Raw genomic sequence first — 26996 nt, forward strand, 5'->3', positions numbered from 1 at the left:
CCAGCGGCGATGACCCCGACTTGATCCAGCGACAGCCGGCCTTCGGCCATGCCCGCCACACAACGGGGAAACTCCTCGAGCCGATGCGCCACGGTGGCGATCGTCTGGGCGTGTGCCGGCGACGACCCGGTCTTCCAGCCCACCAACGCCGCCACCGACCGCGCACCGGTCATCCCGCACAACCCATCACGGTCAATCTCGGCGGTGATCGCCACCATGCGGGCATCAATGGCATTGCGCTGACCAGCCAACTCCGCCAACTCACCAAACAACACCTCCAACCGCTCCTTCGGGCTCACCACCACCGCCGAAGACGAAGCGATCGAAGACATAACCCCATCCTCACAGCGGGGTACGACAAGTTTCGGCCGCGAGATCCGCCCCGGGGCCAAGCCGTCGTCAACCGTCAAGAGGAACAGCCGGATTGGCCGCTGAACAGCTCACCATGTTCGGTGCCGCGGACGCGAATTCCGGCTCGGGTGTTGGCTGTGCGGCGCGCCGCCGGTCGGCTGCGCGGCTGTTCAGCCAGCAGGCCAGGCCGCCGACGAGCAGGCCGATCGCGACGCCGACGTCCGGGCGCTGACCGAGCATCAGCCAGGACAGCACCGCGGCGGCCGCGGGAATGATCGCGAACAGCATCGCCACGGCGGCAGCGCCGTGAATGCTGATGGCGCGCAGGTAAATGCTGACCGCCAACGTGGCGTTGAGCAGTACCATGCCTGCGACCGCGGCGGCGGCTCTTCCCGCATCGTGCACGGCGAACGGCGTCAGCATCGCGAGTGCCGCCGCAGGGAAAAACGCCACGCAGTTTTGTACCGCGCTGATCGTGCGGAAGTCGACCCCCGCGCAGAACCGCTGCTGATAGACCCCGCCGGCCGAAAGACCAAGCAGCCCAACAACAAGCAGCAACATGACAGGGTCGACCCCGTGCATGCCCGTCAGCCTTCTAGCGCAAGCGGCGAGTACCGCGATGATGCCGAGGACCAGGGCGACGACCCGCAGCCGACCCAGCGGCTCGCGCAGGAACAGCGTGGCCAGAATGGCCGTCATGACCGGGTTCATCGCGATCACGACCGCGCACAGCACGGCGGACGCTCCCAGCAGCAGCGCCTCGTACAGGCAGCAGAACTGGACGGCCTGGATCAGCAGGCCCGCGACGATGACGTGACCGAACTGGGCACCGTGGGGCCACGATGCCCGGGCCAGCAGGGCCCACGACGCCAGGATGACCACCGCGAAGCCGAAGCGCAGCACCAGCACGGCCATCGGGGTCATCGCGGTCACGGCCAGCGCCCCGATCGGATATCCGATCGCATAGGTCAGCGTCACCGCCGAAGCGGTACTCAACGGCATGCGGGCCAGCTGCATGCCCACCATGGTCGCGAAGCGTCACTCATTCCGTCCAACGATTTTTGGCGATCAGAACCGATTGCAAAGCCTTATCGCCGGTGTTGGCCGGGGCGGCATTTCAACGCAATTGTCGCAGTATTGATCAATTTTGCTGATCGAATTAGGGTGGCGGCATGGCCCAGGTGCTCGATATCGCGCCGCTGCGCAGCCTCGTCGCGGTCGCCGATTGTGGCGGATTTCACCGCGCCGCCGCCGCACTACACCTCAGTCAGTCCGCGGTCAGCCAGCATCTGCGCAAGGTCGAAAGCGTGGTCGGCGAGCCCGTGGTGCAACGCTCGGGGCGCGGGGTCTCGTTCACCGAGATGGGGCAGCGCGTGTGGCGGCACGCTCGCACGATTCTGGCCGCCCACGACGCGGCGCTCGACGACCTCGGCGCGACCGAACACAAAGTGCTGACGGTCGGTGCCACCGAGCACGGCGCGGACGTGATGCTGCCCGCCCTGACCAGCGTGCTGCGTCAGCGTCTTCCCGACCGTCGACCACGATTCCGGCTGGACCGCAACGTTTCCCTGGCCGACGCGATCGACCGTGGGCAGGTAGACCTGGCGATCATGCTCGACAGGTCGGGGCTGGATCGCTCCAACGCCTCGGGAATTGTTCAGCTGCAGTGGGTTTCGGCGCGAACATTCAGCGTCCAGCAGACAGGACCGCTGCCGCTGGTGATCTATTCCGAACCGTGCACGTTGCGTGAGCCGGCCTTCGCGTTGCTCGAAAAGCACGGCGTCGAATACGAGGTTGTCGACGAATGCGGTGATCTGGCCGGGCTTTACGCCACGGTGCGCTCTGGCCTGGGGCTCGCGCTGCTGCCCAAGATCGGCAAGCTTCCCGACGGTGTGTGCCCCGCCGAGGGGCTGCCCGCACCCAACAGCGCGTCAATACTGGTTCGCGGTCGCTCCGGCATCGACCCGGACGTGCTGGTCACTGTCGACACCGCGGTGCGCGACGTGCTGGCAGCGAAAAGTGAACGCGGACTTCACGAATCCTCAGCGGGATAGGTGGCGCGGGCCAGCTCGAGGATTTCGGCACGGTCTGCGGGCAAGATGAAGCCGGACCCGATGGCCGTGTCCAGTGCCGCGGTGAAGGTGCGCAGGTACTCCGCGGCCCCACCCGGGTAGAGCCGGCGCACCGTGGCGTCGTCGAAGGGTTCGCCGGAACCGAAGATCGCCGACATCACGTTCTCCGGCGTGCTGTCCTCACCGGAAGTCCGGGCCAGCGGCACATCCACCCAGGGTGTCTGCAGGCCGCCCTTCGCCAGACCGTTCGGGTCCAGGATCGGCTGAGGCAGTTCGGTTTTCGTCATCTCGATGGGTGGCGCGGACGGGGCCGCCTCGCCGGTGCGGACCCACCTGACCAGCGCGGCGATCGCGGCCTGCACGACGTAGTGGTGTTGCGGCGCGAAGTTGATGAAGTGATCGAGCTGCTGGCCCATCAGCATGTTGGTGGGCGCATAGGCGGCCACGATGTCCTGCAGCGGCGCCGAGCCGGTGTCGATCGCCGCCACCTGGATCGTGTAATTGTCGGCATGCGCGGCGCCGGGGATCTCCCAGACCCGCAGCCACTGGTTGTCGGGTTGGCGGGCGAAGTAGTAGCCATGCCGTACGGCGCCGAACAGGTCGGTCTAGGTGATGATCGTGAGGAGCGGGACGCGCAGGTCGTCACGGAAGTTGACCGCCTGCGGCACGTTGGCTTGCAGTTCGTCGAGGACGGAGCCGCCGTCCAGCGGTGCGGCAGAAGCGAATCGGGAATGCACCAGGAAACCGTCGTAGACTGCGGCAATCGGGTCGACGGCGTTGACATACGTGGTGAGGAACATCGCTGACTGCGATTCACCCAGGGCGACAACGTGTTCCGCGTGTAACCCACGCAGGATGTCGGTCCCGCGGGCCAGCGCACCGGTTTGCGAGAAGATGTCGTAGCAGAACGCATCGCCGGGGTGGCTCAGCGCCGCGTACCGCGTCGGATCCTGGGTCTTGAGGGACATGTCGAAACCGAGCAGGCTGGCACCGCCGTCGACCCCGACCTGCTGCGCCGAGACCGCGACGTAGGCGTAGCCCGCCCGGACTATTTCGCGGTGCGCCATCATCCACACCGTCGGAGCGTCGATACCGCCGCTGACATTGAGCCACTCGACCAGCACCGTGCCGTTGAACTGCGCCGCATCCGACGGTGTGAGCACCACGATCCGGGTCGTGTAATCGGCGGTGCCGGACGGCGTTACGGCCCACCGGCCGTCCGGGCTCAACTCGGAGTCCGGGGTGTACGACGAGGCCGTTCCGGAGACGAAGAACTCCTCGGCGACATAGCCCAGATCGCCAATATCGAAGCCGCCCAACAGTAGAAGCGGCTTGCCGGGTACCGCCGTGATGCGGGGGGCCTCCGTCATTGGTCACACCCTTTCTCACCGATCGGCAGCTGCCCGTCACAGGGGGCGGGGCAGCCCGAATCTCGTGAACAACGCGTCGTCAAGGAATGCAACCACATGCGATATCCCGTCGGTGCGGACATCCAGCACATGCAGCTGAAACGGCACGTGCCGATCGCCGGCCCGCATGTACATCGCGGCGGCTGGTTGGCCGTTGGCGATCAGCGGGATCATCCGCATATCGCCGGGATGCTCGGCGGGGCACTGCTGGTGAATCAGGGTGACGATGGCCCGCGCGCCATGGTACCAACCGGTGTACGGCGGCATCTCCCAGACCGCCTCGGCGGTGAACAGCTCGACCAGCCGGTCGATGTCATAGGACTCGAACGCCGCGATGTAGCGGGCCAGCAGATCCCGCGCCTCGGCCGAATCCGGCGCCACCAGGCGGTCGCTCGCGCTGGGCTGAACGGTATCCAGCTGGGACCGGGCCCGCTGCAGCAGGCTGTTGACCGCCGTGGCGGTGGTGCCGATCGCGTCGGCCACTTCGGCGGCCTTCCACTGCAGCACGTCGCGCAGCAGTAACACCGCCCGCTGCCGGGGCGAGAGGTGCTGCAGCGCAGCGACAAACGCCAACCGCACCGACCCGCGGGACGCGACGATGACCGACGGGTCGGCCGCGTCCTCCGTCGGGTCGGGCAGCGGCTCCAGCCAGGGCACTTCGCGGCGTTCGACCAGCTCGGCGGTCGGGTCCGAGCTGGGCCCGCCCAGCCCGGTGGGCAACGGTCGGCGGGTCCGGCCCTCCAGCGCGGTCAGACAGGTGTTGGTGGCGATGCGGTGCAGCCAGGTCCGCATCGAGGACTTGCCTTCGAAGCGGTCATAGGCCTTCCAGGCCCGCAGCAGCGTCTCCTGCACCAGGTCTTCCGCGTCGTGCAGGGACCCGGTCATCCGGTAGCAGTGCGCCAGCAGTTCGCGGCGATACGGCTCGGCACGCGCCGAGAAGTCGGGCTGCCCCCGCCCGCGGCGGGCAGCTCTGCGTCGCCAGAGTTCTCCGCGAGCACTCTCACCCGGATGAGCCTACGCAGCGCCTCGGACAAGGCAGCCCAGGAGCCATTACGCTGCCCCTAATGACTAGGACGTCCCATGACCCGCAGTGAACGGAATTTCGACGGCCTGGGCGGCGTGCGCATCGTGTACGACGTCTGGACGCCGGATGCACCGCCGCGGGCCGTGGTGGTGCTGTCGCACGGTCTCGGCGAGTACGCCCGCCGCTATGACCACGTCGCCCAGCGCTTCGAAGCGGTCGGATTGGTCACTTACGCGCTGGACCACCGCGGACACGGCCGCTCCGGGGGCAAGCGGATGCTGGTTCGCGATGTCGCGGAGTACACCGCCGACTTTGACACGCTGGTCGGGATCGCCACGCGGGAACACCCCGGGCTCAAGTGCGTCGTGCTCGGGCACAGCATGGGCGGAGGCATTGTCTTCGCCTACGGTGTCGAGCGTCCGGACAACTACGACCTGATGGTGCTGTCGGGGCCGGTGGTGGCGGCTCAGGATGCGGTGCCGGGGCTGGTGGCATTCGCGGCGAAATTCCTCGGCGCCGTGTTGCCCGGCGTGCGGGTGCAGGACCTCGACGTCGACGCCATCTCGCGTGACCCCGCGGTGGTCGCGGCCTACAAGGCCGACCCGCTGGTCTACCACGGCAAGATCCCGTTCGGTGTCGGGCGGGCGATGCTCGAGGTCAGCGAGACCATGCCGCAGCGGGCACCGGCACTGACCGCCCCGCTGCTGGTGGTGCACGGTGAATGCGACCGGCTGGTGCCGGTGGCCGGAAGTCGGCGCCTGGTCGAATGTGTGGGATCCACCGACGTCACGCTGAAGGTCTATCCGGGGCTGTACCACGAGGTTTTCAACGAGCCCGAGCAAGACCAGGTGCTGGGCGATGTCGTCGCGTGGATCACCGACCGGCTGTAAGCCTCGAGCGAACTGTCGGTAGGCTCTTGTAGTTTGGCGCCTATGACCGACGACAAGATGTTGGCGCGCATCGCCGCGCTGTTGCGTCAGGCCGAAGGCACCGACAACACCCACGAGGCCGACGCCTTCATGGCCGCCGCACAGCGGTTGGCGACGGCGGCGTCGATCGACTTGGCGGTGGCCCGGTCGCATTCCGCCAACCGCTCGGCCGCGCAGGCGCCGACCCAGCGGACCATCACGATCGGGGCGGCCGGCACCAAGGGACTGCGGACGTACGTGCAGCTGTTCGTGGTGATCGCCGCGGCCAACGACGTGCGCTGCGACGTAGCGTCGAATTCGACGTTCGTCTACGCCTATGGGTTCGCCGAGGACATCGACGCCAGCCATGCCCTGTACGCCAGCCTGGTCGTTCAGATGGTGCGGGCCTCGGATGCCTACCTCGCCTCGGGTGCCCACCGGCCCACCCCGACGATCACCGCCCGGCTCAACTTCCAGCTGGCCTTCGGGGCGCGCATCGGTCAACGGTTGAGCGAGGCGCGCGAAGAGGCCCGGCGGGAGGCCACCAAGGACACCAGCCGTCGTCCCGGCACCGCTATTGCGTTGCGGGACAAGGATATCGAGCTGAGCGACCACTACCGCAGGGCGTCCAAGGCGCGCGGTACCTATCAAGTCAGCCGGGCGACGGCGGGGTATTCGTTGGCGGCACGTCGGGCGGGAGATCGGGCCGGCAGGCGGGCGCGGCTGGGCAACAGCCCCGAGCTGCCCGGGGCGCGGAGCGCGCTGGGCAGGTGAGCGCCGACGGTGCGCCGACGCGGGATTTTCAGCGCTCCAAGGTATATGCGGCCGAGGAGTTCGTCCGCAGGATGTTCGACCGAGCCGCCGAGCACGGCTCTTCGACTGTGGAGTTCTTCGCCACCCAGTTGACGCTGCCGCCGGAGGGCCGATTCGGCTCCGTGGCGTCGGTGCAGCGCTATGTTGACGAGGTGCTTGCGCTACCGGCGGTGCGGGATCGCTGGCCCGAGCCGTCGCCGCTGAGGGTGCGGTCGCGGCGGGCCGCCACCGCGGCGCACTACGAAAACTACAGGGGCACAGGCGTTATCGCTATTCCCGACCGCGACGCCGCCGACTGGGCGTTGCGTGAGCTGGTGGTGCTGCACGAGGTGGCACACCACCTGTGCCGGGCCCAACCCGCGCACGGTCCGGAATTCGTCGACACCGTCTGCACCCTGGCGGAGCTGATGATGGGACCGGAGCTCGGGCACGTGCTGCGGGTGGTCTACGCCAAAGAGGGTGTGAAATGGGCGGCGACGACGCGGGCCGCTGGGAGCACACCTCCCGCTGGCGGGGGAGAGCCGGACAAGTGAGCCCGGGTGAACGGGACGATCCGGACACCAGGGCGCGCGACGTCGAAAGCCAGATGACCGACGACGAGCGATTTACGTTGCTGGTCGCGGTGATGGGGCGCTCGGAGCTGTGGCCGCTGCCCGACGACCGCATCCCGCCCGGAACCCCGATGAGTGCCGGCTACGTACCGGGGATTCCCGGCTCGGCATCCCCGCGCTGCGGATGAGCGATGGAGGCCTCGGCGTCACCAATCCCGGCTACCGGCAAGGCGACACCGCGACGGCGCTGCCGGCCGGTCTGGCGCTGGCCGCCGGTTTCGATCCCGACCTCGCGCGCGCCGCGGGACAGGTGATCGGCCGCGAGGCGCGCAGCCGCGGGTTCAACGTGCAGTTGGCGGGCGCGATGAACCTGGCGCGCGACCCGCGCAACGGCCGCAACTTCGAATACGTCTCGGAAGACCCGCTTTTGACCGGCACCATCGCCGCCGAGTCCGTCATCGGGATCCAGCAACAGGGCGTCATTTCGACGGTCAAGCACTATTCGCTGAATTGCAACGAGACCAACCGGCACTGGTTGGACGCGATCATCGATCCCGACGCTCATCGCGAATCCGACCTGCTGGCCTTCGAGATCGCCATCGAACGATCCGCCCCCGGTGCGGTGATGACCGCCTACAACAAGGTCAACGGTGACTACGCGTCGGCGAATCGGGTGCTGCTCAACGACATCCTGAAGGGCGCGTGGGGATACCGCGGTTGGGTCATGTCCGACTGGGGCGCCACACCGAGTTGGCAGTGCGCGCTGCACGGCCTGGACCAGGAGTGCGGCGCGCAGATCGACACCGTGTTCTGGGGCGCTGAGGCATTCACCGAACCCTTGCGGACGGCCTACGCCGACGGCAGGTTACCCAAAGACCGGCTGTCCGACATGGTTCGGCGGATCCTGCGTTCGATGTTCGCGGTCGGGGTCGACCGCGGCGACGCGACACTAGAGCCGGATATGGCCGCCCACAACGACATTGCGCTGCAGATCGCGCGCCAGGGGATCGTACTGCTGCAGAATCGCGGGGCGCTGCCGCTGGCACCGGATGCCCGCATCGCGGTAATCGGCGGCTACGCGCAGCTCGGGGTGCCGACGGGCTGCGGCTCCAGCGCCGTCGTTCCCCCGGGCGGGTATGCCCAAGTCGTCCCGATCGGTGGGCCGGGCCTGACCGGCGGCACCCGCAACCTGTACCTGTTGCCGTCCAGCCCGGTCGACGATCTCAGGAAGCAATTCCCCGGCGCGCAGGTCGAATTCGATCCCGGCCTGAGCCCGGCCGAGGCGGTGCTGGCCGCGCGGCGGGCCGATGTCGCGATCATGTTCGGGATTCGGGTCGAAGGCGAGGGTTTCGACAGCGCCGACCTGTCGCTGCCGTGGGGACAGGACGCCGTGATCGCAGCGGTCGCGGCCGCCAACCCGAACACCGTCGTGGTGCTCGAGACCGGCAACCCGGTGGTGATGCCGTGGCGTGACAAGGTGAACGCGATCCTGCAGGCGTGGTATCCGGGCCAAGCCGGCGGTCAAGCGATCGCGGAGATCATTGCGGGCCAAGTGAACCCGTCGGGACGGCTGCCGATCACGTTCCCGGTCGGACTCGACCAGACGCCACGCCCGACGCTGCCCGGCCTCGGCGCCGCGTTCGGGATACCAACCACGATCGACTACTTCGAGGGGGCCGAGGTCGGCTACCGATGGTTCGCCGGCCGGGGCCGTACGCCGTTGTTCGTGTTCGGTCATGGCTTGTCCTACACCAGCTTTGCGTACCGCGACCTCAAGGTCAGCGGTGGCGACACGGTCACGGCGAGCTTCACCGTCGTCAACACCGGCGATCGTGGCGGGGCCGACGTCCCGCAGCTGTATCTGACCGGTGCACAACGCCAACGGCTACTGGGCTTCGAGCGGATCGAGCTCGACCCGGGCGAGACGCGCCGGGTGACGATCGCGGCCGACCCGCGCCTGCTTGCCCGTTTCGAGGCTGGGAGCTGGCGCATCGATCCGGGCCGCTACCCGGTGGCGGTCGGCGCCTCGGCCGTCGCGTTACCGCTTACCGCCGAGGTCGAGCTGGCCGGCCGAGCGTTCGCGCGCTGACCGGCGCGAACGCAACGACCGGCCGGCGAAATCTACTTGACGGGCACCAATGCTTCGCCACAAGAGCAGCGGTAGTCCTCGTCTGCGTCCGAGCAGTGGCATGCGACTTCGATGCGGACGCGACAGCCGCATCTCTCGTGACCGCAGGTCAGTTGTGTCCCCTCTTCGTAATGCGCCATCTGAATCACCCTTATCTAGTACGGGATTCCGGCTGGCTCGCCGCAATCCAGTGGTTACCTTCGGTGGTTGCCGGCCCCGGCGGGCCGCCCACGCCCAATGTATACCCCATACGGGTATCTGGTAAAGACTCGGCGGGTGTCTGTTATCGACCGGACGCATGACCAGGCGCGACGCGGCGGGGCAGCCCGCGCGGCTAGCGTGGATGCATGACCGAAAACCCCACCCCGCAAGACGTCGATGCCTTTTGGACAGCGCGGTTATCGGTGACGATCCGGACTTGGCCGCCGCGCTGGAGGCCAGCAATGCGGCCGGGCTGCCGCAAATCGCCGTGTCATGGCAGCAGGGCAAGTTCTTGTCTCTGCTGGCCGGTGCCGTTCAGGTGCGGCGCGTTCTCGAGATCGGCACCCTCGGTGGTTTCAGCATCATTTGGCTGGCGCGCGGGGTGGGTCCGCACGGGCAAGTGCTGACCTTGGAGTACGAGCCCAACCACGCCGACGTCGCCTGGGCCAACCTGCAGCGGGCCGGTGTCGCCGATCGGGTGCAGGTGGTGATCGGCCCGGCACTGGAAACTTTGCCGACCATCAGGGGTGATCCCTTCGACCTGGTGTTCATCGATGCGGACAAGGAGCACTATGTCGAATACCTGCAGTTCGCGGTCAAGCTCGCCCGTCCCGGCGCAGTCATCGTGGTGGACAACGTAATTCGCGAAGGCGCCATCCTCTCGCCGGAATCCGACGACGCCAAGGTCGCCGCGACGCGTGAGACATTGCAGGTGATGGGCCAGCACGCGCAGCTGGACACCGCGGTGATTCAGACGGTCGGAGCCAAGCACTGGGACGGCTTCGCCATCGCGTTGGTGAAGGAGCTTTAAACCGCAGGTCGGGCGGCTCCGGATTTCGTTGCTGGCGGGCCGTAATCGAGCGTAACCTAGGACAAGATGGATGGTTGCAGCGAGCCCAGAGTGCTTGTTGCGTAACGGGCTTGCTGCCTTACAGAGAGGTAGCCAAATGAGTACGGTCCATTCATCAATTGATCACCACCCGGATCTGTTGGATCTGCGGGCACGCTACGAGCGCGTCGCCGAGTCGATGACTGCGCATTTCACCTTCGGTCTGGCTCTGCTGACCGGGCTCTACGTCGCCGCATCACCGTGGATCGTTGGATTCGGCGGGACGACATCGCTTGCCACATCCGACTTCATCGCCGGTATCGCGGTGGCGTTCATGTCGTATGGGTTCGCGACGGCACTGGACCGCGCGCATGGCATGACCTGGACACTGCCGGTGCTCGGCGTGTGGGTCCTGATCTCGCCGTGGGTAGTGTCGGGCGTCGCGGTGACGACCGGGATGGTCTGGTCGCATGTGGTCGCGGGCGTGTTGTTGACCTTCCTGGGTCTCAACGCGGCCTACTTCGGCATGCGCACCCGCGCCACGGCTGACCACGCGTAGCGGCGCCAACCGAACACCGAGTGTGGGTGTTGTGCATCGTTTTTCGGTGTGAAACGTGCAATCAGCTCCACACTCGGTGAGGCGGTATTGCGCTGCCTACCCGCAGACCGCTCCGCTCGCCGCCGAGCTGACCAGCTTCACGTACTTGGCCAGCACGCCGGTCTTGTAGCGGGCCGGTGGAGGCGTGAAACCTTCTTGTCGGGAAGCGAATTCGGCCGGATCGGTCAGCACGTCCAGGGTGCCACCGGCGACGTCGAGCCGGATCCGGTCGCCGTCGCGCAGGAAGGCGATCGGCCCGGCGTCCACCGCCTCGGGTGCGATGTGGCCCACGCACAGGCCGGTTGTGCCGCCGGAGAACCGGCCGTCGGTCAGCAGTAGCACGTCCTTGCCGAGCCCGGCACCCTTGATCGCCCCGGTGATGGCCAGCATTTCGCGCATCCCGGGGCCGCCCTTGGGGCCTTCGTAGCGGATCACCACCGCGTCGCCCTTGGTGATGGTGCCGTCCTCGAGGGCGTCCAGCGCGGCCCGCTCGCCGTCGAAAACCCTTGCGGTGCCCTCGAACACGTCGGAGTCGAAACCGGCCGACTTCACCACGGCGCCCTCGGGTGCCAGGCTCCCGCGCAGGATGGTGATCCCACCGGTCGGGTGAATCGGGTCGCTCAACGCGCGCACCACCTTGCCGTCCGGGTCGGGCGGCTCGATGGCGGCCAGGTTCTCGGCCAGGGTATGTCCGGTCACCGTCAGGCAGTCACCGTGCAGCAGCCCCGCATCCAGGAGCGCCTTCATCATCACCGGGACGCCGCCGATGTGGTCGACGTGCGACATGACATGGCGGCCAAACGGTTTGACGTCGGCCAGGTGCGGCACCTTGGAGCCGATCCGGCTGAAGTCGTCCAGGGACAGATCCACCTCGGCCTCGTGGGCGATGGTCAGCAGGTGCAGCACCGCGTTGGTCGAGCCGCCGAACGCCATCACCACCGCGATCGCGTTCTCGAAGGCCTCCTTGGTGAGGATGTCGCGGGCGGTGATCCCGCGGCGCAGCAGTTCGATGACGGCCACCCCGCTGCGCTGGGCGAACCCGTCGCGGCGGCGATCGGTGGCCGGAGGCGCCGCGCTGCCCGGCAGCGACATGCCGAGTGCCTCGGCGGCGCTGGCCATCGTGTTGGCGGTGTACATCCCGCCGCAGGCGCCCTCGCCGGGGCAGATCGCGCGTTCGATGGCGTCGACGTCGGCGCGCGACATCAACCCGCGCGAGCAGGCGCCCACCGCCTCGAACGCGTCGATGATCGTCACCTCGCGCTCGCTGCCGTCGGACAGCTTGGCCACCCCCGGCAGGATCGAGCCCGCATAGAGGAACACCGACGCCAGGTCCAGGCGAGCGGCGGCCATCAGCATGCCGGGCAGCGACTTGTCACAGCCGGCCAGCAGCACCGAACCGTCGAGTCGCTCGGCCTGCATCACGGTCTCGACGCTGTCGGCGATCACCTCGCGGGACACCAGTGAGAAGTGCATCCCCTCGTGGCCCATCGAGATGCCGTCGGAGACCGAAATCGTCCCGAACTCCAGCGGGTAACCGCCGGCGGCAAAGACGCCCTCTTTGACGGCCTTGGCCAGCCGGTCCAGCGACAGGTTGCACGGCGTGATCTCGTTCCACGACGAGGCGACGCCGATCTGCGGCTTGGCGAAGTCGTCGTCGCCCATGCCTACCGCGCGCAACATTCCCCGGGCGGCGGTCTTCTCCAGACCGTCGGTGACGTCACGACTACGGGGTTTGATGTCGGCGGTTGCCGCCTCGGTGCGCAGGGCCATTGATCAAGTATGCGCGGGGCGGACAAGCCATTTTCACCGGTCATACCCCGCTGGGGTATAGGGTATTCTGGAAGTTTGACAAGCCGCAGGGAGGCCGAGGTGACGACTCCGCACGGATACTCGCAGCAGAAGGACAATTACGCCAAGCGGCTGCGGCGCATCGAGGGTCAGGTGCGCGGCATCGCGAAGATGATCGAGGAAGACAAGTACTGCATTGACGTCCTTACCCAGATCAGCGCGGTGAACAGCGCGATGCGGTCGGTGGCGTTGAACTTGCTCGACGAGCACCTCGGACATTGCGTGACCCGCGCGGTCGGCGAGGGCGGCAGCGAAGCCGACCAGAAGCTGGCCGAGGCGTCCGCGGCGATTGCGCGTCTGGTTCGTTCCTGATCGGTGATGTAGTTGAGAGCGATGTTGCGGTGCTATGTCGGCCGAACCCATTGTTGCGGTGCGTACGGTAAGGCAGTGTGATCGCATTAGGCACGACAACCCAGGAACTGGGGAGCCCGGCCGATACCGTATCCCACGCCATGACTGCCGAAACCGGAACAGCCACCGCGCGAACGTGGACGCCACGGATCGCCGCGCAGCTGGCAGTGCTAGCCGCGGCGGCCTTCATCTATGTGACGGCCGAGATCCTTCCGGTGGGGACGCTGTCCGCGATCTCCCGGGACCTGCACGTCAGTGTCGTCTACGTCGGCACCCTGCTGACCTGGTATGCGCTGGTCGCTGCCCTGACGACGTTCCCGCTGGTGCGCTGGACCGCGCACTGGCCGCGCCGGTGCGCGCTGATGCTCAGCCTGACTTGCCTGACCGCCTCGCAGGTCATCTCGGCGCTGGCCCCCAACTTCGCGGTGCTGGCCGCGGGCCGGGTGCTGTGCGCGTTCACCCACGGCCTGCTGTGGGCGGTGATCGCCCCGATCGCCACCAGGCTGGTGCCGCCCAGCCACGCGGGCCGCGCGACCACCTCGATCTACGTCGGGACCAGCCTGGCGCTGGTGATCGGTAGTCCACTCACGGCGGCGATGAGCCTGGTGTTCGGCTGGCGGCTGGCGGTCGTGTGTGTGATGGCCGCGGCGGTGATCGTCACCGTGGCCGCCCGGGTGATCCTGCCGCAGCTGGTGCTCACCCAGGACCAGCTGGCCTGTGTCGGCCCTCGGTCGCGCCATCACCGCAACCCGCGGTTGATCACGGTGAGCCTGCTCGCGATGGTGGCGGTCACCGGCCATTTCGTCTCCTACACCTACATTTCGGTGGTCATCCGCGACGTCGTCGGCGTGCGCGGCCCCAATCAGGCCTGGGCGCTGGCCGCCTACGGCATCGCGGGCCTGCTGTCGGTGCCGCTGGTGGCGCGGCCGCTGGACCGCCGGCCCCTGGGCGCGGTCATTTTGTGCATGGCGGGGCTGACCGCCGCGTTCGTGGTGCTGACTGCGCTGGCGTTCGGCGACCGCACCACCACCGGGGCGACCGCGCTGCTGGGGACCGCCGCGATCGTGCTGTGGGGCGCCATGGCCACCGCGGTGTCGCCGATGATGCAATCCGCCGCGATGCGCAACGGCGCCGACGACCCCGACGGCGCGTCCGGGCTGTACGTGACGGCCTTTCAGGTGGGCATCATGGCCGGCTCGCTGTCCGGTGGCTTGCTGTACGAGCACAGCGTGGCCACGATGCTCGCCGCATCGGCCGGTTTGATGGGAATCGCGCTGGCCGGCATTGCGGCCAACCGGCGGATGCTCGACGTTGCTCCGCCAACCTCACGCGATTCATAGTCCCGCAGCTCACAGCACCTAACTGCCAGCCTGACCGGGCCCGCGCCCCGCGCAAATTAGGTAGCTGGGGGCGCCGCTATGCCACACTGGGTCCAGCAACTGACTGGAGGGATGCATATGTCGGGCTGGACGAGGGCAGGCCTCTTCGCGGCTCTGAACGCAGCCGGTGTCGCCTTGGGGTTGGCCACTGTCCTGGTGCTTGGCGCCGCCCCCGCCGTGGCGGATCCGGACCCCGTTCCGGGCGATCCGAACGTGGTTGCCGCGCCCCCCGCCCCGCCTCCGCCGCCGCCCTTCGAGCTGCCGCCGCTGCCGGGGTTGCCCGCCGCGCCGCCGGGTGACGCGCCGCCGCCGGCTCCGTGGGCGTCCCCCGGCGTCGTACCGGCCGCCGCGGGCGCCGCCGACGGGCAGGACCCGACGCCGTTCACCGGCACGGCGCCGTTCGGAACGCCCACGTTCGTCCCGAAGACCGGTTCGATGGTGGGTGTCGCGCAACCGATCATCATTAACTTCCCCGGTCGGGTTGACGACGCCGGCGCCGCGCAGGCCGCCGTGCACGTGTCGTCGATCCCCCCGGTCCCCGGGAAGTTCTACTGGATGACGCCGACCCAGCTGCGCTGGCGCCCGATCAATTTCTGGCCCGCCAACACCGCGGTGAACATCGACGCCGGCGGCACCAAGTCTAGCTTTCACACCGGCGACCAGTTGATCGCCACCGCCGACGACGCCACCCACCAGCTGACCGTCACCCGCAACGGCACCCTGGAGAAGACCATCCCGATGTCGATGGGCATGTCGGCCGGCAATCACCAAACCCCCAACGGCACCTACTACGTGCAGGAGAAGATGCCTTCGGTGGTGATGGACTCCTCGAGCTACGGGGTCCCGGTCAACTCGACCTACGGCTACAAGGTGACCGTCGAGCTGGCCGTGCGGTTCGACAATGTCGGCGACTTCGTGCACAGCGCACCGTGGTCGGTGGACGACCAGGGCAAGCGCGACGTCAGCCACGGCTGCATCAACATCAGCCCCAGCAACGCCAAGTGGTTCTTCGACAACTTCGGCCCGGGAGATCCGATCATCGTGAAGAACTCCAGCGGTGGCACGTACAAGAAGAACGACGGCTCCAGCGACTGGATCACCAACTAGCCGCTGTCGTGACGACAGCGCGGTGGTCGGCGGGCACTTCGGCCTAATCCTGTTGGCCCGCAGGGGGACTCGGGCGCAACATCGCCGGCCGGCCCGAGTCGACTGAACCGACGGTAGGTCACTTCCACCGAATTTCTGGGCAGAGCTTTCGCGTGCCACGCGATTATGTATAGCACCATACATAAGTCGAAAGGGGTGGCGATGCGTAGTCCACGCGAGCGGATGGTCATCTCCGCTGCGCTGTTGATCCGGGAACGGGGCGCCCACGCCACCGCGATCTCGGACGTGCTGGAGCACAGCGGTGCGCCGCGCGGGTCGGCCTATCACTACTTCCCGGGTGGTCGGACCCAATTGCTCTGCGAGGCGGTCGACTACGCCGGCGAGCACGTCGGCGCCATCATCGAGAAGGCCTACAGCAGCCTCGACCTGCTGGACACGCTGATCGACAAGTACCGCCGCCAGTTGATCGACAGCGACTCCCGCGCCGGTTGCCCGATCGTGGCGGTCTCCGTCGAATCCGGCGACGAACAGGACCGGGAGCGAATGGCCCCCGTCATCGAGCGGGCGGCCGCGGTGTTCGACCGATGTAACGGCCAGGTCGCGGAGCGCTTGATCGCCGACGGCATACCCGCCGTCCAGGCCAGTGAGCTGGCCGTGCTGACGACCTCGGCTCTCGAGGGTGCCATCGTCCTGGCTCGGGTGCGGCGCGACGTGGCGCCGCTGGATCTCATTCACCGTCAGCTGCGCAATCTGTTGCAGGCCGCCTTGCAGAAGAAGTAGCCCGAAAGGAAGTCCCGCGATGGCCGAGCAATGGCAGTCGACCGCATGCATCCTCTGCGAATGCAATTCGGCATCGTCGTACAAGTCGAAGGCCGCACGCTGTCACGCATTCGCGGCGACAAGAACCACCCGGCGTCGCAGGGCTACACCTGCAACAAGGCGCTGCGGCTGGACCACTATCAGAACAACCGCGCCCGCCTGAGGACCCCGATGCGTCGTCGTGCCGACGGCAGCTTCGAGGAAATCGATTGGGACACCGCGATTGTCGAAATCGCCGAGGGATTCAAGCACATCCGCGACACCTACGGTGGGGACAAGATCTTCTACTACGGCGGCGGCGGGCAAAGCAACCACCTGGGCGGGGCATACAGCGGGGCGTTCCTGAAGGCGCTGGGGTCGAAGTACCGGTCGAATGCGTTGGCGCAGGAGAAGACCGGCGAAGCGTGGGTCGACGCGCAGCTGTACGGCGGCCACACCCGTGGCGAGTTCGAGCACGCGGAAGTGTCGGTGTTCGTCGGCAAGAACCCGTGGATGTCGCAGAGCTTCCCCCGGGCCCGGGTGGTGCTCAACGAGATCGCCAAGGATCCGAACCGGTCGCTGATCGTGATCGATCCTGTCGTGACCGACACAGCGAAGATGTCCGACTTTCATTTGCGGGTTCGACCGGGCACCGACGCCTGGTGCCTGGCCGCCCTGGCAGCGGTGCTGGTCCAGGAAAACCTTTGCAACGAAGCATTTCTCGCCGAACACGTGCACGGCGCCGACGGCGTACGCGACGCGCTGCGCGACGTCTCGGTGGCCGACTATGCGGATCGCTGCGGGGTGGACGAGGAGCTGGTGTGGGCCGCGGCGCTTCAATTTCGAATTCCCGCACAACGGTTTTCATCTGCGCCGCCCACTGCTGGAGCCGCTCGAAGGAACGCTGCCCGAGCCGGAGATCTGGGCCCGGCTGGTGCGCGCACTCGGCGTCATCGACGACGCGGAGCTACGGCCGCTGCGGGAGGCCGCCGCACGAGGCCTCGACGCGTACGCCGAGGCATTCTTGGGTGCCGTCGCGGGCAATCCGACCATGGCGCGGCTGGTTCCGTACGTGCTCTACGAAACGCTCGGTCCGACGCTGCCCGACGGTATGGCCGGGGCGGCCGCGGTGTGGGGGCTGGCGCAGAAGACGGCGATGACCTACCCCGAGGCGGTGCGACGAGCCGGCCACGCCGACGGCAACGCACTGTTCGAGGCCATCCTGAACAGTCCGTCGGGTGTCGTCTTCACCGCGCACAACTACGAGGACGACTTCGCGCTGATCAGCCATTCCGACCACAAGATCGCCCTCGAAATCCCGGAAATGCTACGCGATTTGCGGGCGCTGTCCGTCCCGACGCCGCAACTGACCACGGCGGAGCTGCCGATCGTGCTGTCGGTGGGCGAGCGGCGCGCCTACACCGCCAATGACATTTTCCGCGACCCGTCCTGGCGCAAGCGCGACGCCGACGGAGCACTGCGCGTCAGTGTGGAGGATGCCCAGCACCTCGGGCTCGTCGACGGCTGCCGGGCGCGCATCACCACCGCGGCCGGCAGCGCCGAGGCCACCGTCGAGATCACCGAGACGATGCTGCCCGGACATGCGGCCCTGCCCAACGGCTTTGGGCTCGACTACGTCGACGCGGACGGGAAAATGGTGCTTCCCGGTGTGGCTCCCAACGCGCTGACGTCGACCGGGTGGCGCGACTCGTACGCCGGAACACCGTGGCACAAGCACGTGCCGGCGTGCATCGAAGCCCTCGTGGGGGTCAGTTCCAGATCCTGACCCGGCGCTGCGGCGCCAGGAACAGGGCGTCGTCTTCGGCCACGTCGAACGCCTCGTAGAAGGCGTCGAGGTTGCGGACCACACCGTTGCAGCGGAACTCCGGTGGCGAGTGTGGACTACCGCAGGACGCCGGATCGCTTCTGCCACAAGGGATTTGGAGCGCCACACCTGAGCCCAGCCGTAGAACACCCGCTGCACGCCGGTCAGGCCGTCGATCACCGGGGCCTGGCCGCCGTTCAGCGACAGCTGGTAGGCCAGCAGCGCGATGGACAGCCCGCCCAGGTCGCCGATGTTCTCACCGACGGTGAAGGCGCCGTTGACGTGGTGAGCGCCGTCCAGCTCGCGCGGGATGTAGGCCTCGTACTGCTCGATCAGCGCCTGGGTGCGGGCACCGAACTCGCGGCGGTCGTCGTCGGTCCACCAGTCGACGAGGTTGCCGTCGCCGTCGTACTTGGCGCCCTGATCGTCGAAGCCGGCCCGATCTCGTGGCCGATCACCGCCCCGATCCCGCCGTAGTTGGCGGCGTCGTCGGCCTGGGCGTCGAAGAACGGCGGCTGCAAAATGGCTGCGGGAAAGACGATCTCGTTCATCCCGGGGTTGTAGTTAGGCGTTGACGGTCTGCGGTGTCATGAACCATTCGTCACGGTCCACCGGCTTGCCCAGCTTGGCCAGCGCGCGTTCCCGAGTCTGCGGCGTCATCCAGTCCAGGTCGCCGATGCTGACCCGGTACGCCTCCCGCAGGTTTTCCACCAGTTCGTCGATGCGGGCCTTGGCGTCCGGCGGGAAATGCCGTTGCACGTACAGCTTTCCGACGGCGTCGCCCATCAGATTCTCGACCAGTGACACTCCGCGCTTCCAGCGGTCCCGGATTTGCTCGGTGCCGGTCAGCAGACGCCCGTAGAAGTCGAAGTCCGCCGCGACCAGCGCGTCCGTCAACCACGCGGCGCGGGCACGGATCAACCACCAACGCGCCCAACGCTTCCAGTCATCGAGATCTTCGCTGTCCCAGAGTGCCGCGAACGCGGTGAGGTAATCAGGCTGGCGCACAACGACTTCCGCGACGGCATCCGGCGTGCTGCCCAGGGCGGTGACCTAGCCGGTCCAGTCGAAGCCCGCGCTCTCGGTCTGCAACTGCGCGAAGGTGCGCAGGTTGTAGGTCAGCTCGGCGTCGCGGCGCTTGACCACGTCCCAGTGCGCGGCAGCGAGTTTGGTCTCCAGTGCCACGATGCGGGCCGCGGTGTCGGCGTGGTCCTGGTCCTCCCCGCCGTACACCAAGGCGAACATCCGGGCGATATGTCCCGGGTAGGCCGCGAGCACCTGGGCGTGCCGCTCGTCGCGGTAGTAGGACTCGTCGGGCAACCCGATCCCGGACTGGTTGACGTGCACCAGGTAGCGGCTCGAGTCCTTGGCGTCGGTGTTGATGTAGACGCCGACGCCGCCGCCGACCCGGGTGCGCTGCAGGGCGCCGACGACCGCGGCCAGCGCCGCCGCGTCGGCCGCGCCGTCGACGGCGGCCAGCTCGTCGTGCAGCGGTTGCAGGCCGCGGCGTTCGACCGCGTCCTCGTCGAGGAAGCTGGCGTACAGGTCGCCGATGCGCTGCTCGTCACTGCCCGGCGCGGCACCGCTGTTGCTTGCCTCGACGATCAGGTCGCGGACCTGCTCCTCGGCCCGGTCGAACAGGGTGCGGAAGGCCCCGTCGGTGGTGCGGTCCGGAGGGATCTCGTAGTCGGCTAACCAGCGACCGTTCACGTAACCGAACAGGTCGTCCTGTGGGCGGGTGTTTTCGTCGATGTGGCTCAGGTTCAGGCCCGAGCGGGTGGCAGCAAACGTCACCGGACCATCCTTCCATCTTCGCCCGTGTGGGCTCCTGCTGCGCCGATCGCGACCGGCAGCGGGGTAACCTCGCGCCCATGCCCGAGGGCGAACAGACCGAGCCGGCCACCACCGAAGACCCGGCAGACGTGCAGGACGCCGAGGCCGGCGCGGCGGAAGCCGACGAAGACATCGGCGGCCCGATGTTTTCCCCGTACGGCATCGCCTCGGCGGTGCTGGGCGTGCTGTCGGTCGCCGCGGTCGTGCTCGTCGGGATCATCTGGTCCGACCACCGGGCCGAGTCGGCCGAACGCACCTACCTGAGCCGGGTGATGCAGACCGCCGCCGACTGGACCGGCGTGCTGATCAACATGAACAGCACCAACATCGACGCCAGCCTGCAGCGCCTGCACGACGGCACGGTCGGCGAACTCAACACCGACTTCGACGCGACCGTGCAGCCCTATCGGCAGGTGGTCGAGAAACTGCAATCACAGAGCAGCGGGCGCATCGAGTCGGTGGCGATCGAGACGGTGCACCACGACCTGGACAGCCAGCCTGGCATGGCGCGCCCGGTAACCACGACCAAGCTGCCGCCGTTCGCCAGCCGGACGGATTCGGTGATGCTGGTCGCGACGTCGGTCAGCGAGAACGTCGGCGCCAAGCCGCAGACGGTGCACTGGAATCTGCGTCTGGACGTCTCCGACGTCGACGGCAAGCTGATGATCTCCCACCTGGAGTCCATCCGATGAGAAACCTGTGGCGGCTGCTGGCCTTCGATGTCCTGGCGCCGCTGGCCACGATCGGCGCGCTGCTGATGATCGGCGTGATCCTCGGCTGGCCGTTGTGGTGGGTGTCGGCCTGCTCGGTGCTGCTGGTGCTGATCGCCGAGGGGGTCGCGGTCGATTTCTGGCTGCTGCGCCGGGATTCGGTCAGCGTGGGCACCGACGACGAGGCGCCCGGGCTGCGGCTGGCGGTCGTCGTCCTGTGCACGGCCGCCCTGGCCGCCGCGGTGGTGACCGGCTACACCCACTGGACGAGCACCGACCGCGCCTTCAACAAGGACACCCGCGACGTGGCCCAGGTGGCCAGCGGCATGACCGAGGCGATGGCGTCGTTCACCCCGAGCTCCCCGACCAGCTCGATCGATCGGGCGGCGGCGATGATGGTGCCCGAGCGCGCGGACGCGTTCAAGCAGGAGTACCAGAAGTCCAGCGCCGATCTCGCCCAACGCCACGTCACGGCGCAGGCCGCGACGCTGGCGGCCGGGGTGGAGGCGCTGGGGCCGGCGGCGGCAAGTGTGGCGGTCATCCTGCGGGTTACCCAGAACACGCCCGGCCAGCCGCCCAGTCGGGCGGCGCCGGCGTTGCGGGTGGCACTGGTCAAACGGGGCGGCGACTGGTTGGTGACCGACGTGCTGCCGATCAACGCCCGCTGACGGGTCAGTTGTCGTCGGCGGGCGGCGACTTCACCTTCACGAACCGGTCCGAGAGCCGGCGCATCCGGATCATCAGCGAGGCCGACGGGCTGACGCTGGCGTCGAGGTAGGAGGCCAGCTCCTCGGCCGCCACCCCGATGCGGGCGGCGAATTCCTGCTGGGCCAGGCCGGACCGCTCGATCAGCAGCCCCACGTGGCGGGCCACCTCGGCGCGTTCGTTGGCCTCCAGGTGGGTGCGGGCACGCTCGAGCACCTCCCACAGCGCTTTGGAGATGCCATACGGGCGGGTGCCCTCGAGGACTTCCTCCACCTGACGGGCGGTGCGGCCGAACGGGTCGCGCTTGAGCGCGGCGGCGATCCGCTTCCAGGTGTCGATATCGCCGCCCTGCATCGCGGAGTGAATCGCGGCGGTCGGCCAGAACTCGACCGGCTGATCGAGATCGGGATAACGTTCGGCGGCGGGCTGCTGGGGCGGCGGCTCGCGTCGTCGGTCGGCTGCCAACGTCACCTCGCCTCCTCCAGCATTGCGACGGCCACCGAAAGGCAGCGCTGCCTGACCTGATCCCAGTCTGCCTTTGTGCCCGGCTCCGACACCGCCTCAGGCAGATCGGATGGATTCGGATCCGCGAGCTGTCGGACCAACTGCGAGGTGATCCATTGCTGCTTGGGCGGTTTACAACAGTAATACCTGTCCATTCCGGCCAGCACCACCGCGGCCGTCTCCGGTTCCAATGTGTCGACCATGTCAGCAAATTCGGCATAATCGCGGCTGCTGTTACGGCACATGATCAGGTAGCCCTTGAGGCGCAGCGTCTCGGCGCCGGTGGGGACCTGCAGCCGGTCGCCGGTGGGCAATTGCACATGGGTGGTTTCCACCGGGCTGCGCCGCTGGTAGCGCGGCCGGTCGTGGCCGCGCTTGTCCGCCTCGAGCGCGTCGATGGCAACCGACAACCGCCCCCGCCACAGGGTCACCGGGTGCACCGTCCGGTCGCTCCACGGCATGGCCCGGGAAATGCCGTTGCGGGACGCCAGGCCGTCGACCAGCTTCTTGGCCCCGGACGGGGCCCGGGTCTGTCCGTTGCTGCCGTTCTTCTCGGCGGCGAGGGTGACCGCGACGGTGTCGTTGTCGCCGATGTTGACCTGGTGCGGAATCTGCCCGGGTCCCTGGCCGCGGGGTTCCTCGGCGTCCTTGCAGTCGTTGCGCCCGCAGCCGGTAAAGGCCAGCGGATCGGCGACGGTGACGGCGTCGGGCGCCAGGTGTTTGAGCTTGGCCGCCGACTTGAGCACCATCCGCAGGTCCGCGCTGGGCGCGGTGAGCGCCGAGATGTCGTCGGGAATGACGACGATGTCGCTGAGGTCGACGTCGGGCAGCGGCCGGTCGAAGTCGACCGACGGCAAGACGCGGCGCAGCCACCCGGGCAGCCACCAGTTCCACTGGGCGAACATCGCCATCAGCGCCGGCACCAGGATCAGCCGCACCACCGTGGCGTCGACCGCGATCGCGACGGCGCATGCCACCCCGATCTCGGCGACCAGCGGCATGCCGGCGAACGCGAAACCGATGAACACCGCGATCATGATCAGGGCCGCGCTGGTGATGGTGCGGGCGCTGGTGCTGACGCCGTAGGCGACCGCGTCGCGGGTGTTTCCGGTGCGCAGGAAGCGTTCCCGGATGCGGGTGAGCAGGAAGATCTCGTAGTCCATCGACAACCCGAACGTCATCGCCAGGACCAGTGGGGGAACGGTGCTGTCGATCGAGGTGATGTGGGCGAACCCGAGGTCCCGCAACCAGCCCCACTGGAACACCATGACCAGGCTGCCATAGGCGGCGGCGACCGACAGCAGCGTCATCAGCACGCCCTTGAGGGCCAGGAACACCGAGCGGATCGACAGCAACAGCATCACGAACGCGTTTGCCGCGACGAACAGCAACACCAGCGGCTCGGTCGCCGAGACCCGGTCGTCGAAATCCTTGATCAATGCCGTGGGCCCGCCGACGTCGACATGTGCCGTGCCCTCACCGGGAACCTTGGGCAGCTCGGTGCGCATCCAGTCGACGGATTGCCGGGCGCCCATGTCCTCGGGGTCGACGGACAGCACCGCGGACAGCAAGGCGCTGCTGTTGTCGTCGGCGAATTGCGGCGGGGTCACCGAGACGATGTGCGGGGCCTGCGTCATGCGCTGGCGGATGGCGGCCAGCGTCTGGCTGTGTTCGGGTGCCGACGCCGCTCCGTCGGGGAAGCTGACCAGCACCTGGATCGGGCCCAGCGCTCCCGGCCCGAGGGCCTGGGATGCCCCCGCGACGCCGGCGCGGATCTCGTGCGCGGAGTCGAATTGGCGCAGCAGGCTGTTGCCCAGCATCATCGACGCTGCGGGTGCGGCCATCACGAGCAAAATCGTCGCCGCCGCGATGGATGAGATCCACGGTCGGCGCATCACGGCCCCGACCCAGCGGTTCCAGAATCGGGACTGCGTGCTCTCCGGTCGTCGCGACCAGTGCAGCAGCATCGAGCGCTTGGCGGCCGCCCGGCCGAACGTCGCCAGCGCCGCGGGCGTCAGGGTCGTGGAGGTCAGCATGGCGACCGCGACGGCCAGGATCGCCCCGGTGGCCATCGATTTCAGCGCCGGGGTGTTGATCAGGTAGATCCCGGTCAATGAGGCCACGACGGTCAACCCGGACAGTACCACCGCCAGCCCGGAGGTGGCCATCGCGGCGTCGACGGCTTCGCGGGGCTGACGTCCGGACCGCAATTCCTCGCGGAACCGCATCAGGATGAACAACGAATAGTCGACCGCCAGCGCGATGCCGAACATCGACACCGTCGAGGTGACGAAGACCGACATGGTGGTGTAGGCCGACAGGAAATAGACCAGCCCCATCGTCACCACGACCGTGCAGATGCCGAGGGCCAGCGGGATCGCCGCGGCGGCCAGCGAACCGAACACCGCGAGCAAGACGATTAGGATGATCGGCAGGTTCCACTGCTCGGCCTTGGCGATGTCGTGTTTGGTGTTCGCCGCCGCCGCCGCGGACAACGCGCCCTGGCCGATCACGTACAGCCGTACCCGACCGTCGGCGGTCTGCCCGGACTGGTCGCCCTTGACGCCGACGCGCTGCCGCAGCTGTTTGGCGATGTCGCTGGTGCCGGCGTTGCGGGCGTCGAGCCGCAGCGTGAGCACATACGGCCGGTCGGGCTGCGGCGGCCGTTGGGTGGGGTTGGTCTTCTCGGTGACACCGGGGAATTCGCCGATGATCTGCCGCAGCTGCGTCACGGCATTGTTCATGTCCTCGTAGCTGGCGTCGGGCCGGGGCGCGGCCACCAGCGCCAGCGACGAGGCCCCCAGATCGTGGTACTGGCCCTCCAGCTGATCGTGGACTTTCAGCGACTGCGAGCCGGCCACCTCGAAACCACCGCCGGTGAGATTCCCGGACGCCGTCAAGGCCAAGTAGATCGCCGGGACCAATGCCAGCAACCAGCCTGTGAAGACCAGCCAGCGGTATCTGCGCAGGCTGCGGCTGAGGCGCATCATAAACTGCTGAATTTCAGGCTCCCCGAGTATCTCGCTTACGCGTGAGGGCGACGATACCGCAGCAGCCTATGCATTAGTTGGGCTTCGCGAATTCGTGAGCTGCGCAGACGGGTCCTCGGACAAGTCGTAGCCGAGTCGCGACCCAGTCGTTGTCAACCGGTGACTAAGCGGGATCTGGTCACACCCGGTGGCAGGGCACGAACCCCGGTGGCAGGATGTCGCTGGGCCGCGCGGGGGATGGGGAACTCCGCAGTCGTGGCGGCCGTCCATCGCAGCAGTTTGCACCGCGCCGAGCCCCGGCAGCCGTGGCAAACCGTGAGGAGTTCAGGCATGAAGATGTTCGCCGCAGGTTTGTTCGCCGCCGCAGTGCCCGCCGTGGCCGTCGCGCTGATGGCGGGGCCGCCGGCGACCGGGGCCACCGACCCGTGCGCGGCCAGTGAGGTCGCCCGGACGATCGGTTCGGTCTCCAAGTCGATGGGCGACTACCTGGACTCGCATCCGGAGACCAACCACGCGATGACCACGATGCTGCAGCAGCCGGCCGGCCCGGAGTCGGTCACCGGGCTGAAGTCCTACTTCGCGGGCAACCCGAAGGTGGCCGCCGACATGGCCGGGATCGCGCAGCCACTCACCAACCTGTCGATGCAGTGCAAGCTGCCGATCAGCATTCCCCAGGCCATGGGCATCACGCAGCAGGCGCAGGGCGCCGGCGGCCTGCCCGTCTCGCCGGCGGCCGGTCTCGGCGGCGCGCCCGCGGCGACCGTGCCGGCCCCGCCCGCGGTCGGGGGCGCGCTGCCCGGCCCGTCGCGGCAGAACAACGTCGGTTAGCGGGTCGGTTAGCCGGCACCCTTCCCCGGCGGCGGTAGCGGCCCCTGCAAGGCGGCGGCGTCGGGGTCGTTCCAGTACCGCAGCTGCGGCTCGATCAACGGCAGCGGACCGGTCGGCGGGTCGTCGTCGGAGCCGCCCGGGTGCTCGGTGCGGAACACGAAGAAGAAGACCACCCAGCCGACGGCGGAGATCAGCAACCAGCTGATCAGCCGGTAGAGCAGCATCGCCGAGATCGCGTTGGGCAGCGACATACCGCTGGACACCAGACCGGGCACCAGCACCGCCTCGACCACCAGCAGCCCGCCCGGCATCAGCGGAATCGTGCCGACGGCGCGTGCGGCCGCGTAGGCCACCGTCAGCCCGGCGATCGACGCGTGGTCCCCGGCCGCGTATGCCGCGAAGGCCAGGCAGGCGACGTCGGCGATCCAGTTGAACATCGACCAGCTGAACGCCACCCCGAGGTCGCGCCGGCCCAGGCTGACCGATTCGAGCTGCATCAGGATCTCGCGCCACTTGGCCAGGTGGGTGTCGGTCGGCTTGCCGCGCAGCGAGTTGAACCACGCCAGGATGCGGGTGCCGATGCCTTCGATCAGCTCCGGGCGCGATGCCACCGCCTGGGAAAGCAGCAGCAGTGCGACGAATCCGCCCAGGGTGAACAGCAACGAGAACGGGTTGTTCTTGGCGCCCAGGAAGAAGGCGCCGCCCAACCCGAGCAGTGCCAGACCGACCGCCTGCAGCACGCCCGATATCACCAACTGCCAGGACGCCACCACGGTCGAGGCGCCCCAAATACGTTGCTGCCGAAGCAAAAACGTCGCCGACAGCACCGGGCCACCGGGCAGCGTGGTGCTCAGCGAGTTGGCGGCGTAGAAGGCGGCCTCGGAGCGCAGCTGTCGGACGTGCACCCCGGCGGACTTCAGTAATGTGCGCTGGATCTGGGCGAAGCTGTGCATCGATGCGGCCGCCGCGGCCACCGCGGCGAGCAGCCACCACCAGTTGGCTTGGAACAGGCTCGTCCAGGCCTTGGCCAGCTGATCCCAGCCCAGCGCGACCTCGATACCGAGCACGACCGCGACCACGGCCAGCACCGCCCACCGCACCCACCAGTACTTGCCCCGCGGCGTCTCGCCGGCGCGCGCGGAAGCCGGCGGTTCACCCTGGTGCGCGAAAGCGCCGCCGCCCGGGAAGCGGAGGTTGCGGATGGGCGCGTCGTGCGGCACGTAATTTAGGGTAA

Annotated in this window: 18 protein-coding genes and 7 pseudogenes; 15 read left to right on the top strand and 10 right to left on the bottom strand. The window is 68.0% G+C overall.

The features are described from left to right. Both T428_RS27065 and T428_RS0110365 read right to left on the bottom strand, forming a co-directional pair. Positions 1-332, bottom strand: a 332-nt coding sequence (locus T428_RS27065) for a DUF222 domain-containing protein (RefSeq protein ID WP_156942924.1), incomplete at its 3' end; no start/stop codon positions are given. A 67-nt stretch (positions 333-399) separates the two neighbouring features. Then, positions 400-1368 (bottom strand): DMT family transporter, encoded by a 969-nt coding sequence (locus T428_RS0110365; protein ID WP_025736431.1) that lies wholly within the window; start codon positions 1366-1368, stop codon positions 400-402. Between the two features lie 155 nt (positions 1369-1523). Between T428_RS0110365 and T428_RS0110370 the strand changes: the two genes are divergently transcribed. Next, positions 1524-2405, top strand: a complete 882-nt coding sequence (locus T428_RS0110370) for a LysR family transcriptional regulator (RefSeq protein WP_025736432.1) — start codon at positions 1524-1526, stop codon at positions 2403-2405. Here T428_RS0110370 and T428_RS27070 read toward each other — a convergent pair. Together T428_RS27070 and T428_RS27075 are read right to left on the bottom strand one after the other, a co-directional pair. Beyond that, a pseudogene (locus tag T428_RS27070) lies at positions 2384-3793 on the bottom strand (alpha/beta hydrolase domain-containing protein). The gene T428_RS0110370 and the pseudogene T428_RS27070 overlap by 22 nt on opposite strands. 36 nt (positions 3794-3829) lie before the next feature. Then, positions 3830-4959, bottom strand: a pseudogene (locus T428_RS27075) (sigma-70 family RNA polymerase sigma factor). 1 nt (position 4960) lies between these two features. Between T428_RS27075 and T428_RS0110385 the strand changes: the two are divergent. The 4 genes and pseudogenes from T428_RS0110385 to T428_RS27080 all read left to right on the top strand — a co-directional run bounded on the left by T428_RS0110385 (position 4961) and on the right by T428_RS27080 (position 9217). Continuing rightward, positions 4961-5746 (top strand): alpha/beta hydrolase, encoded by a 786-nt coding sequence (locus tag T428_RS0110385; RefSeq protein ID WP_425412028.1) that lies wholly within the window; start codon positions 4961-4963, stop codon positions 5744-5746. 42 nt (positions 5747-5788) lie between these two features. Continuing rightward, a complete protein-coding gene (locus T428_RS0110390) occupies positions 5789-6538 on the top strand; it encodes a DUF2786 domain-containing protein (protein ID WP_025736434.1) in 750 nt (249 codons plus the stop codon). Further along, positions 6535-7044, top strand: a pseudogene (locus T428_RS0110395) (TIGR04338 family metallohydrolase); the annotation flags it as partial. The gene T428_RS0110390 and the pseudogene T428_RS0110395, both read left to right, overlap by 4 nt. Positions 7045-7163: 119 nt before the next feature. Continuing rightward, a pseudogene (locus T428_RS27080) lies at positions 7164-9217 on the top strand (glycoside hydrolase family 3 protein). Between the two features lie 32 nt (positions 9218-9249). Here the strand turns inward: T428_RS27080 and mymT are convergent. After that, the gene (gene mymT / locus T428_RS34385) at positions 9250-9396 is read right to left on the bottom strand and encodes a copper-binding metallothionein MymT (RefSeq protein ID WP_084298726.1); all 147 of its coding nucleotides are present in this window, start codon (positions 9394-9396) and stop codon (positions 9250-9252) included. 207 nt (positions 9397-9603) lie between these two features. Between mymT and T428_RS0110405 the strand changes: the two are divergent. Together T428_RS0110405 and T428_RS0110410 are read left to right on the top strand one after the other, a co-directional pair. Further along, positions 9604-10268: pseudogene (locus tag T428_RS0110405) on the top strand (O-methyltransferase). Positions 10269-10404: 136 nt separating this feature from the next. Then, on the top strand, positions 10405-10845 hold the full coding sequence (locus T428_RS0110410) for an SPW repeat protein (protein ID WP_025736437.1): 441 nt from the start codon (positions 10405-10407) through the stop codon (positions 10843-10845). A gap of 96 nt (positions 10846-10941) precedes the next feature. Here T428_RS0110410 and ilvD read toward each other — a convergent pair whose 3' ends face one another. Further along, a complete protein-coding gene (ilvD, locus tag T428_RS0110415; protein WP_025736438.1) occupies positions 10942-12654 on the bottom strand; it encodes a dihydroxy-acid dehydratase in 1713 nt (570 codons plus the stop codon). Between the two features lie 99 nt (positions 12655-12753). Here ilvD and ricR point away from each other — a divergent pair, with 99 nt between their 5' ends. The 5 genes and pseudogenes from ricR to T428_RS27090 all read left to right on the top strand — a co-directional run bounded on the left by ricR (position 12754) and on the right by T428_RS27090 (position 18153). After that, complete coding sequence (gene ricR, locus T428_RS0110420; protein ID WP_025736439.1) at positions 12754-13044, top strand: copper-sensing transcriptional repressor RicR; 291 nt, start codon at positions 12754-12756, stop codon at positions 13042-13044. A gap of 140 nt (positions 13045-13184) precedes the next feature. After that, complete coding sequence (locus T428_RS0110425; protein ID WP_025736440.1) at positions 13185-14423, top strand: MFS transporter; 1239 nt, start codon at positions 13185-13187, stop codon at positions 14421-14423. Positions 14424-14540: 117 nt separating this feature from the next. Then, a complete protein-coding gene (locus T428_RS0110430) occupies positions 14541-15569 on the top strand; it encodes a L,D-transpeptidase (RefSeq protein ID WP_025736441.1) in 1029 nt (342 codons plus the stop codon). Between the two features lie 201 nt (positions 15570-15770). Next, on the top strand, positions 15771-16349 hold the full coding sequence (locus T428_RS27085) for a TetR/AcrR family transcriptional regulator (protein WP_036467855.1): 579 nt from the start codon (positions 15771-15773) through the stop codon (positions 16347-16349). A gap of 19 nt (positions 16350-16368) precedes the next feature. Continuing rightward, positions 16369-18153 (top strand): annotated as a pseudogene (locus T428_RS27090) (molybdopterin-dependent oxidoreductase). Here T428_RS27090 and T428_RS27095 read toward each other — a convergent pair. Next, positions 18137-19986 (bottom strand): annotated as a pseudogene (locus T428_RS27095) (M13 family metallopeptidase). The pseudogenes T428_RS27090 and T428_RS27095 overlap by 17 nt on opposite strands. A 77-nt stretch (positions 19987-20063) precedes the next feature. Here T428_RS27095 and T428_RS0110450 point away from each other — a divergent pair. Then, positions 20064-20717 carry a hypothetical protein gene (locus tag T428_RS0110450; RefSeq protein ID WP_025736442.1) on the top strand — a complete coding sequence of 218 codons (654 nt, stop codon included), beginning with the start codon at positions 20064-20066 and terminating at the stop codon, positions 20715-20717. After that, a complete protein-coding gene (locus T428_RS0110455) occupies positions 20714-21403 on the top strand; it encodes a hypothetical protein (RefSeq protein ID WP_025736443.1) in 690 nt (229 codons plus the stop codon). Before T428_RS0110450 ends, T428_RS0110455 begins: the two co-directional genes overlap by 4 nt. A gap of 4 nt (positions 21404-21407) precedes the next feature. Here T428_RS0110455 and T428_RS0110460 read toward each other — a convergent pair whose 3' ends face one another. Continuing rightward, positions 21408-21911 carry a hypothetical protein gene (locus tag T428_RS0110460; protein WP_025736444.1) on the bottom strand — a complete coding sequence of 168 codons (504 nt, stop codon included), beginning with the start codon at positions 21909-21911 and terminating at the stop codon, positions 21408-21410. After that, the gene (locus T428_RS0110465) at positions 21908-24934 is read right to left on the bottom strand and encodes an MMPL family transporter (RefSeq protein WP_025736445.1); all 3027 of its coding nucleotides are present in this window, start codon (positions 24932-24934) and stop codon (positions 21908-21910) included. The genes T428_RS0110460 and T428_RS0110465 overlap by 4 nt, the downstream gene beginning before the upstream one ends. A gap of 330 nt (positions 24935-25264) precedes the next feature. On the opposite strand from T428_RS0110465, the gene T428_RS0110470 reads away from it, so the two are divergent. Next, positions 25265-25762 carry a hemophore gene (locus T428_RS0110470; RefSeq protein ID WP_025736446.1) on the top strand — a complete coding sequence of 166 codons (498 nt, stop codon included), beginning with the start codon at positions 25265-25267 and terminating at the stop codon, positions 25760-25762. Positions 25763-25770: 8 nt separating this feature from the next. Here the strand turns inward: T428_RS0110470 and T428_RS0110475 are convergent, their stop codons facing one another. Continuing rightward, positions 25771-26982, bottom strand: coding sequence for a lysylphosphatidylglycerol synthase transmembrane domain-containing protein (locus tag T428_RS0110475; protein WP_025736447.1), 1212 nt, complete (start codon positions 26980-26982; stop codon positions 25771-25773). Positions 26983-26996: the final 14 nt, after the last annotated feature.

This window comes from Mycobacterium genavense ATCC 51234, from assembly GCF_000526915.1.
In the GTDB taxonomy this organism is placed as follows: Bacteria; Actinomycetota; Actinomycetes; order Mycobacteriales; family Mycobacteriaceae; genus Mycobacterium; species Mycobacterium genavense.

What these genes read in the sequence shown, in the direction of transcription:
- T428_RS0110455 (WP_025736443.1), top strand. Translation starts at nt 20,714, where the DNA reads ATGAGAAACCTGTGGCGGCTGCTGGCCTTCGATGTCCTGGCGCCGCTG.
- T428_RS0110365 (WP_025736431.1), bottom strand. Translation starts at nt 1,368, where the DNA reads ATGCAGCTGGCCCGCATGCCGTTGAGTACCGCTTCGGCGGTGACGCTG.
- mymT (WP_084298726.1), bottom strand. Translation starts at nt 9,396, where the DNA reads ATGGCGCATTACGAAGAGGGGACACAACTGACCTGCGGTCACGAGAGA.
- T428_RS0110370 (WP_025736432.1), top strand. Translation starts at nt 1,524, where the DNA reads ATGGCCCAGGTGCTCGATATCGCGCCGCTGCGCAGCCTCGTCGCGGTC.
- T428_RS0110410 (WP_025736437.1), top strand. Translation starts at nt 10,405, where the DNA reads ATGAGTACGGTCCATTCATCAATTGATCACCACCCGGATCTGTTGGAT.
- T428_RS0110470 (WP_025736446.1), top strand. Translation starts at nt 25,265, where the DNA reads ATGAAGATGTTCGCCGCAGGTTTGTTCGCCGCCGCAGTGCCCGCCGTG.
- T428_RS0110425 (WP_025736440.1), top strand. Translation starts at nt 13,185, where the DNA reads ATGACTGCCGAAACCGGAACAGCCACCGCGCGAACGTGGACGCCACGG.
- T428_RS0110430 (WP_025736441.1), top strand. Translation starts at nt 14,541, where the DNA reads ATGTCGGGCTGGACGAGGGCAGGCCTCTTCGCGGCTCTGAACGCAGCC.
- T428_RS0110390 (WP_025736434.1), top strand. Translation starts at nt 5,789, where the DNA reads ATGACCGACGACAAGATGTTGGCGCGCATCGCCGCGCTGTTGCGTCAG.
- T428_RS0110465 (WP_025736445.1), bottom strand. Translation starts at nt 24,934, where the DNA reads ATGATGCGCCTCAGCCGCAGCCTGCGCAGATACCGCTGGCTGGTCTTC.
- T428_RS0110450 (WP_025736442.1), top strand. Translation starts at nt 20,064, where the DNA reads ATGCCCGAGGGCGAACAGACCGAGCCGGCCACCACCGAAGACCCGGCA.
- T428_RS27085 (WP_036467855.1), top strand. Translation starts at nt 15,771, where the DNA reads ATGCGTAGTCCACGCGAGCGGATGGTCATCTCCGCTGCGCTGTTGATC.
- ilvD (WP_025736438.1), bottom strand. Translation starts at nt 12,654, where the DNA reads ATGGCCCTGCGCACCGAGGCGGCAACCGCCGACATCAAACCCCGTAGT.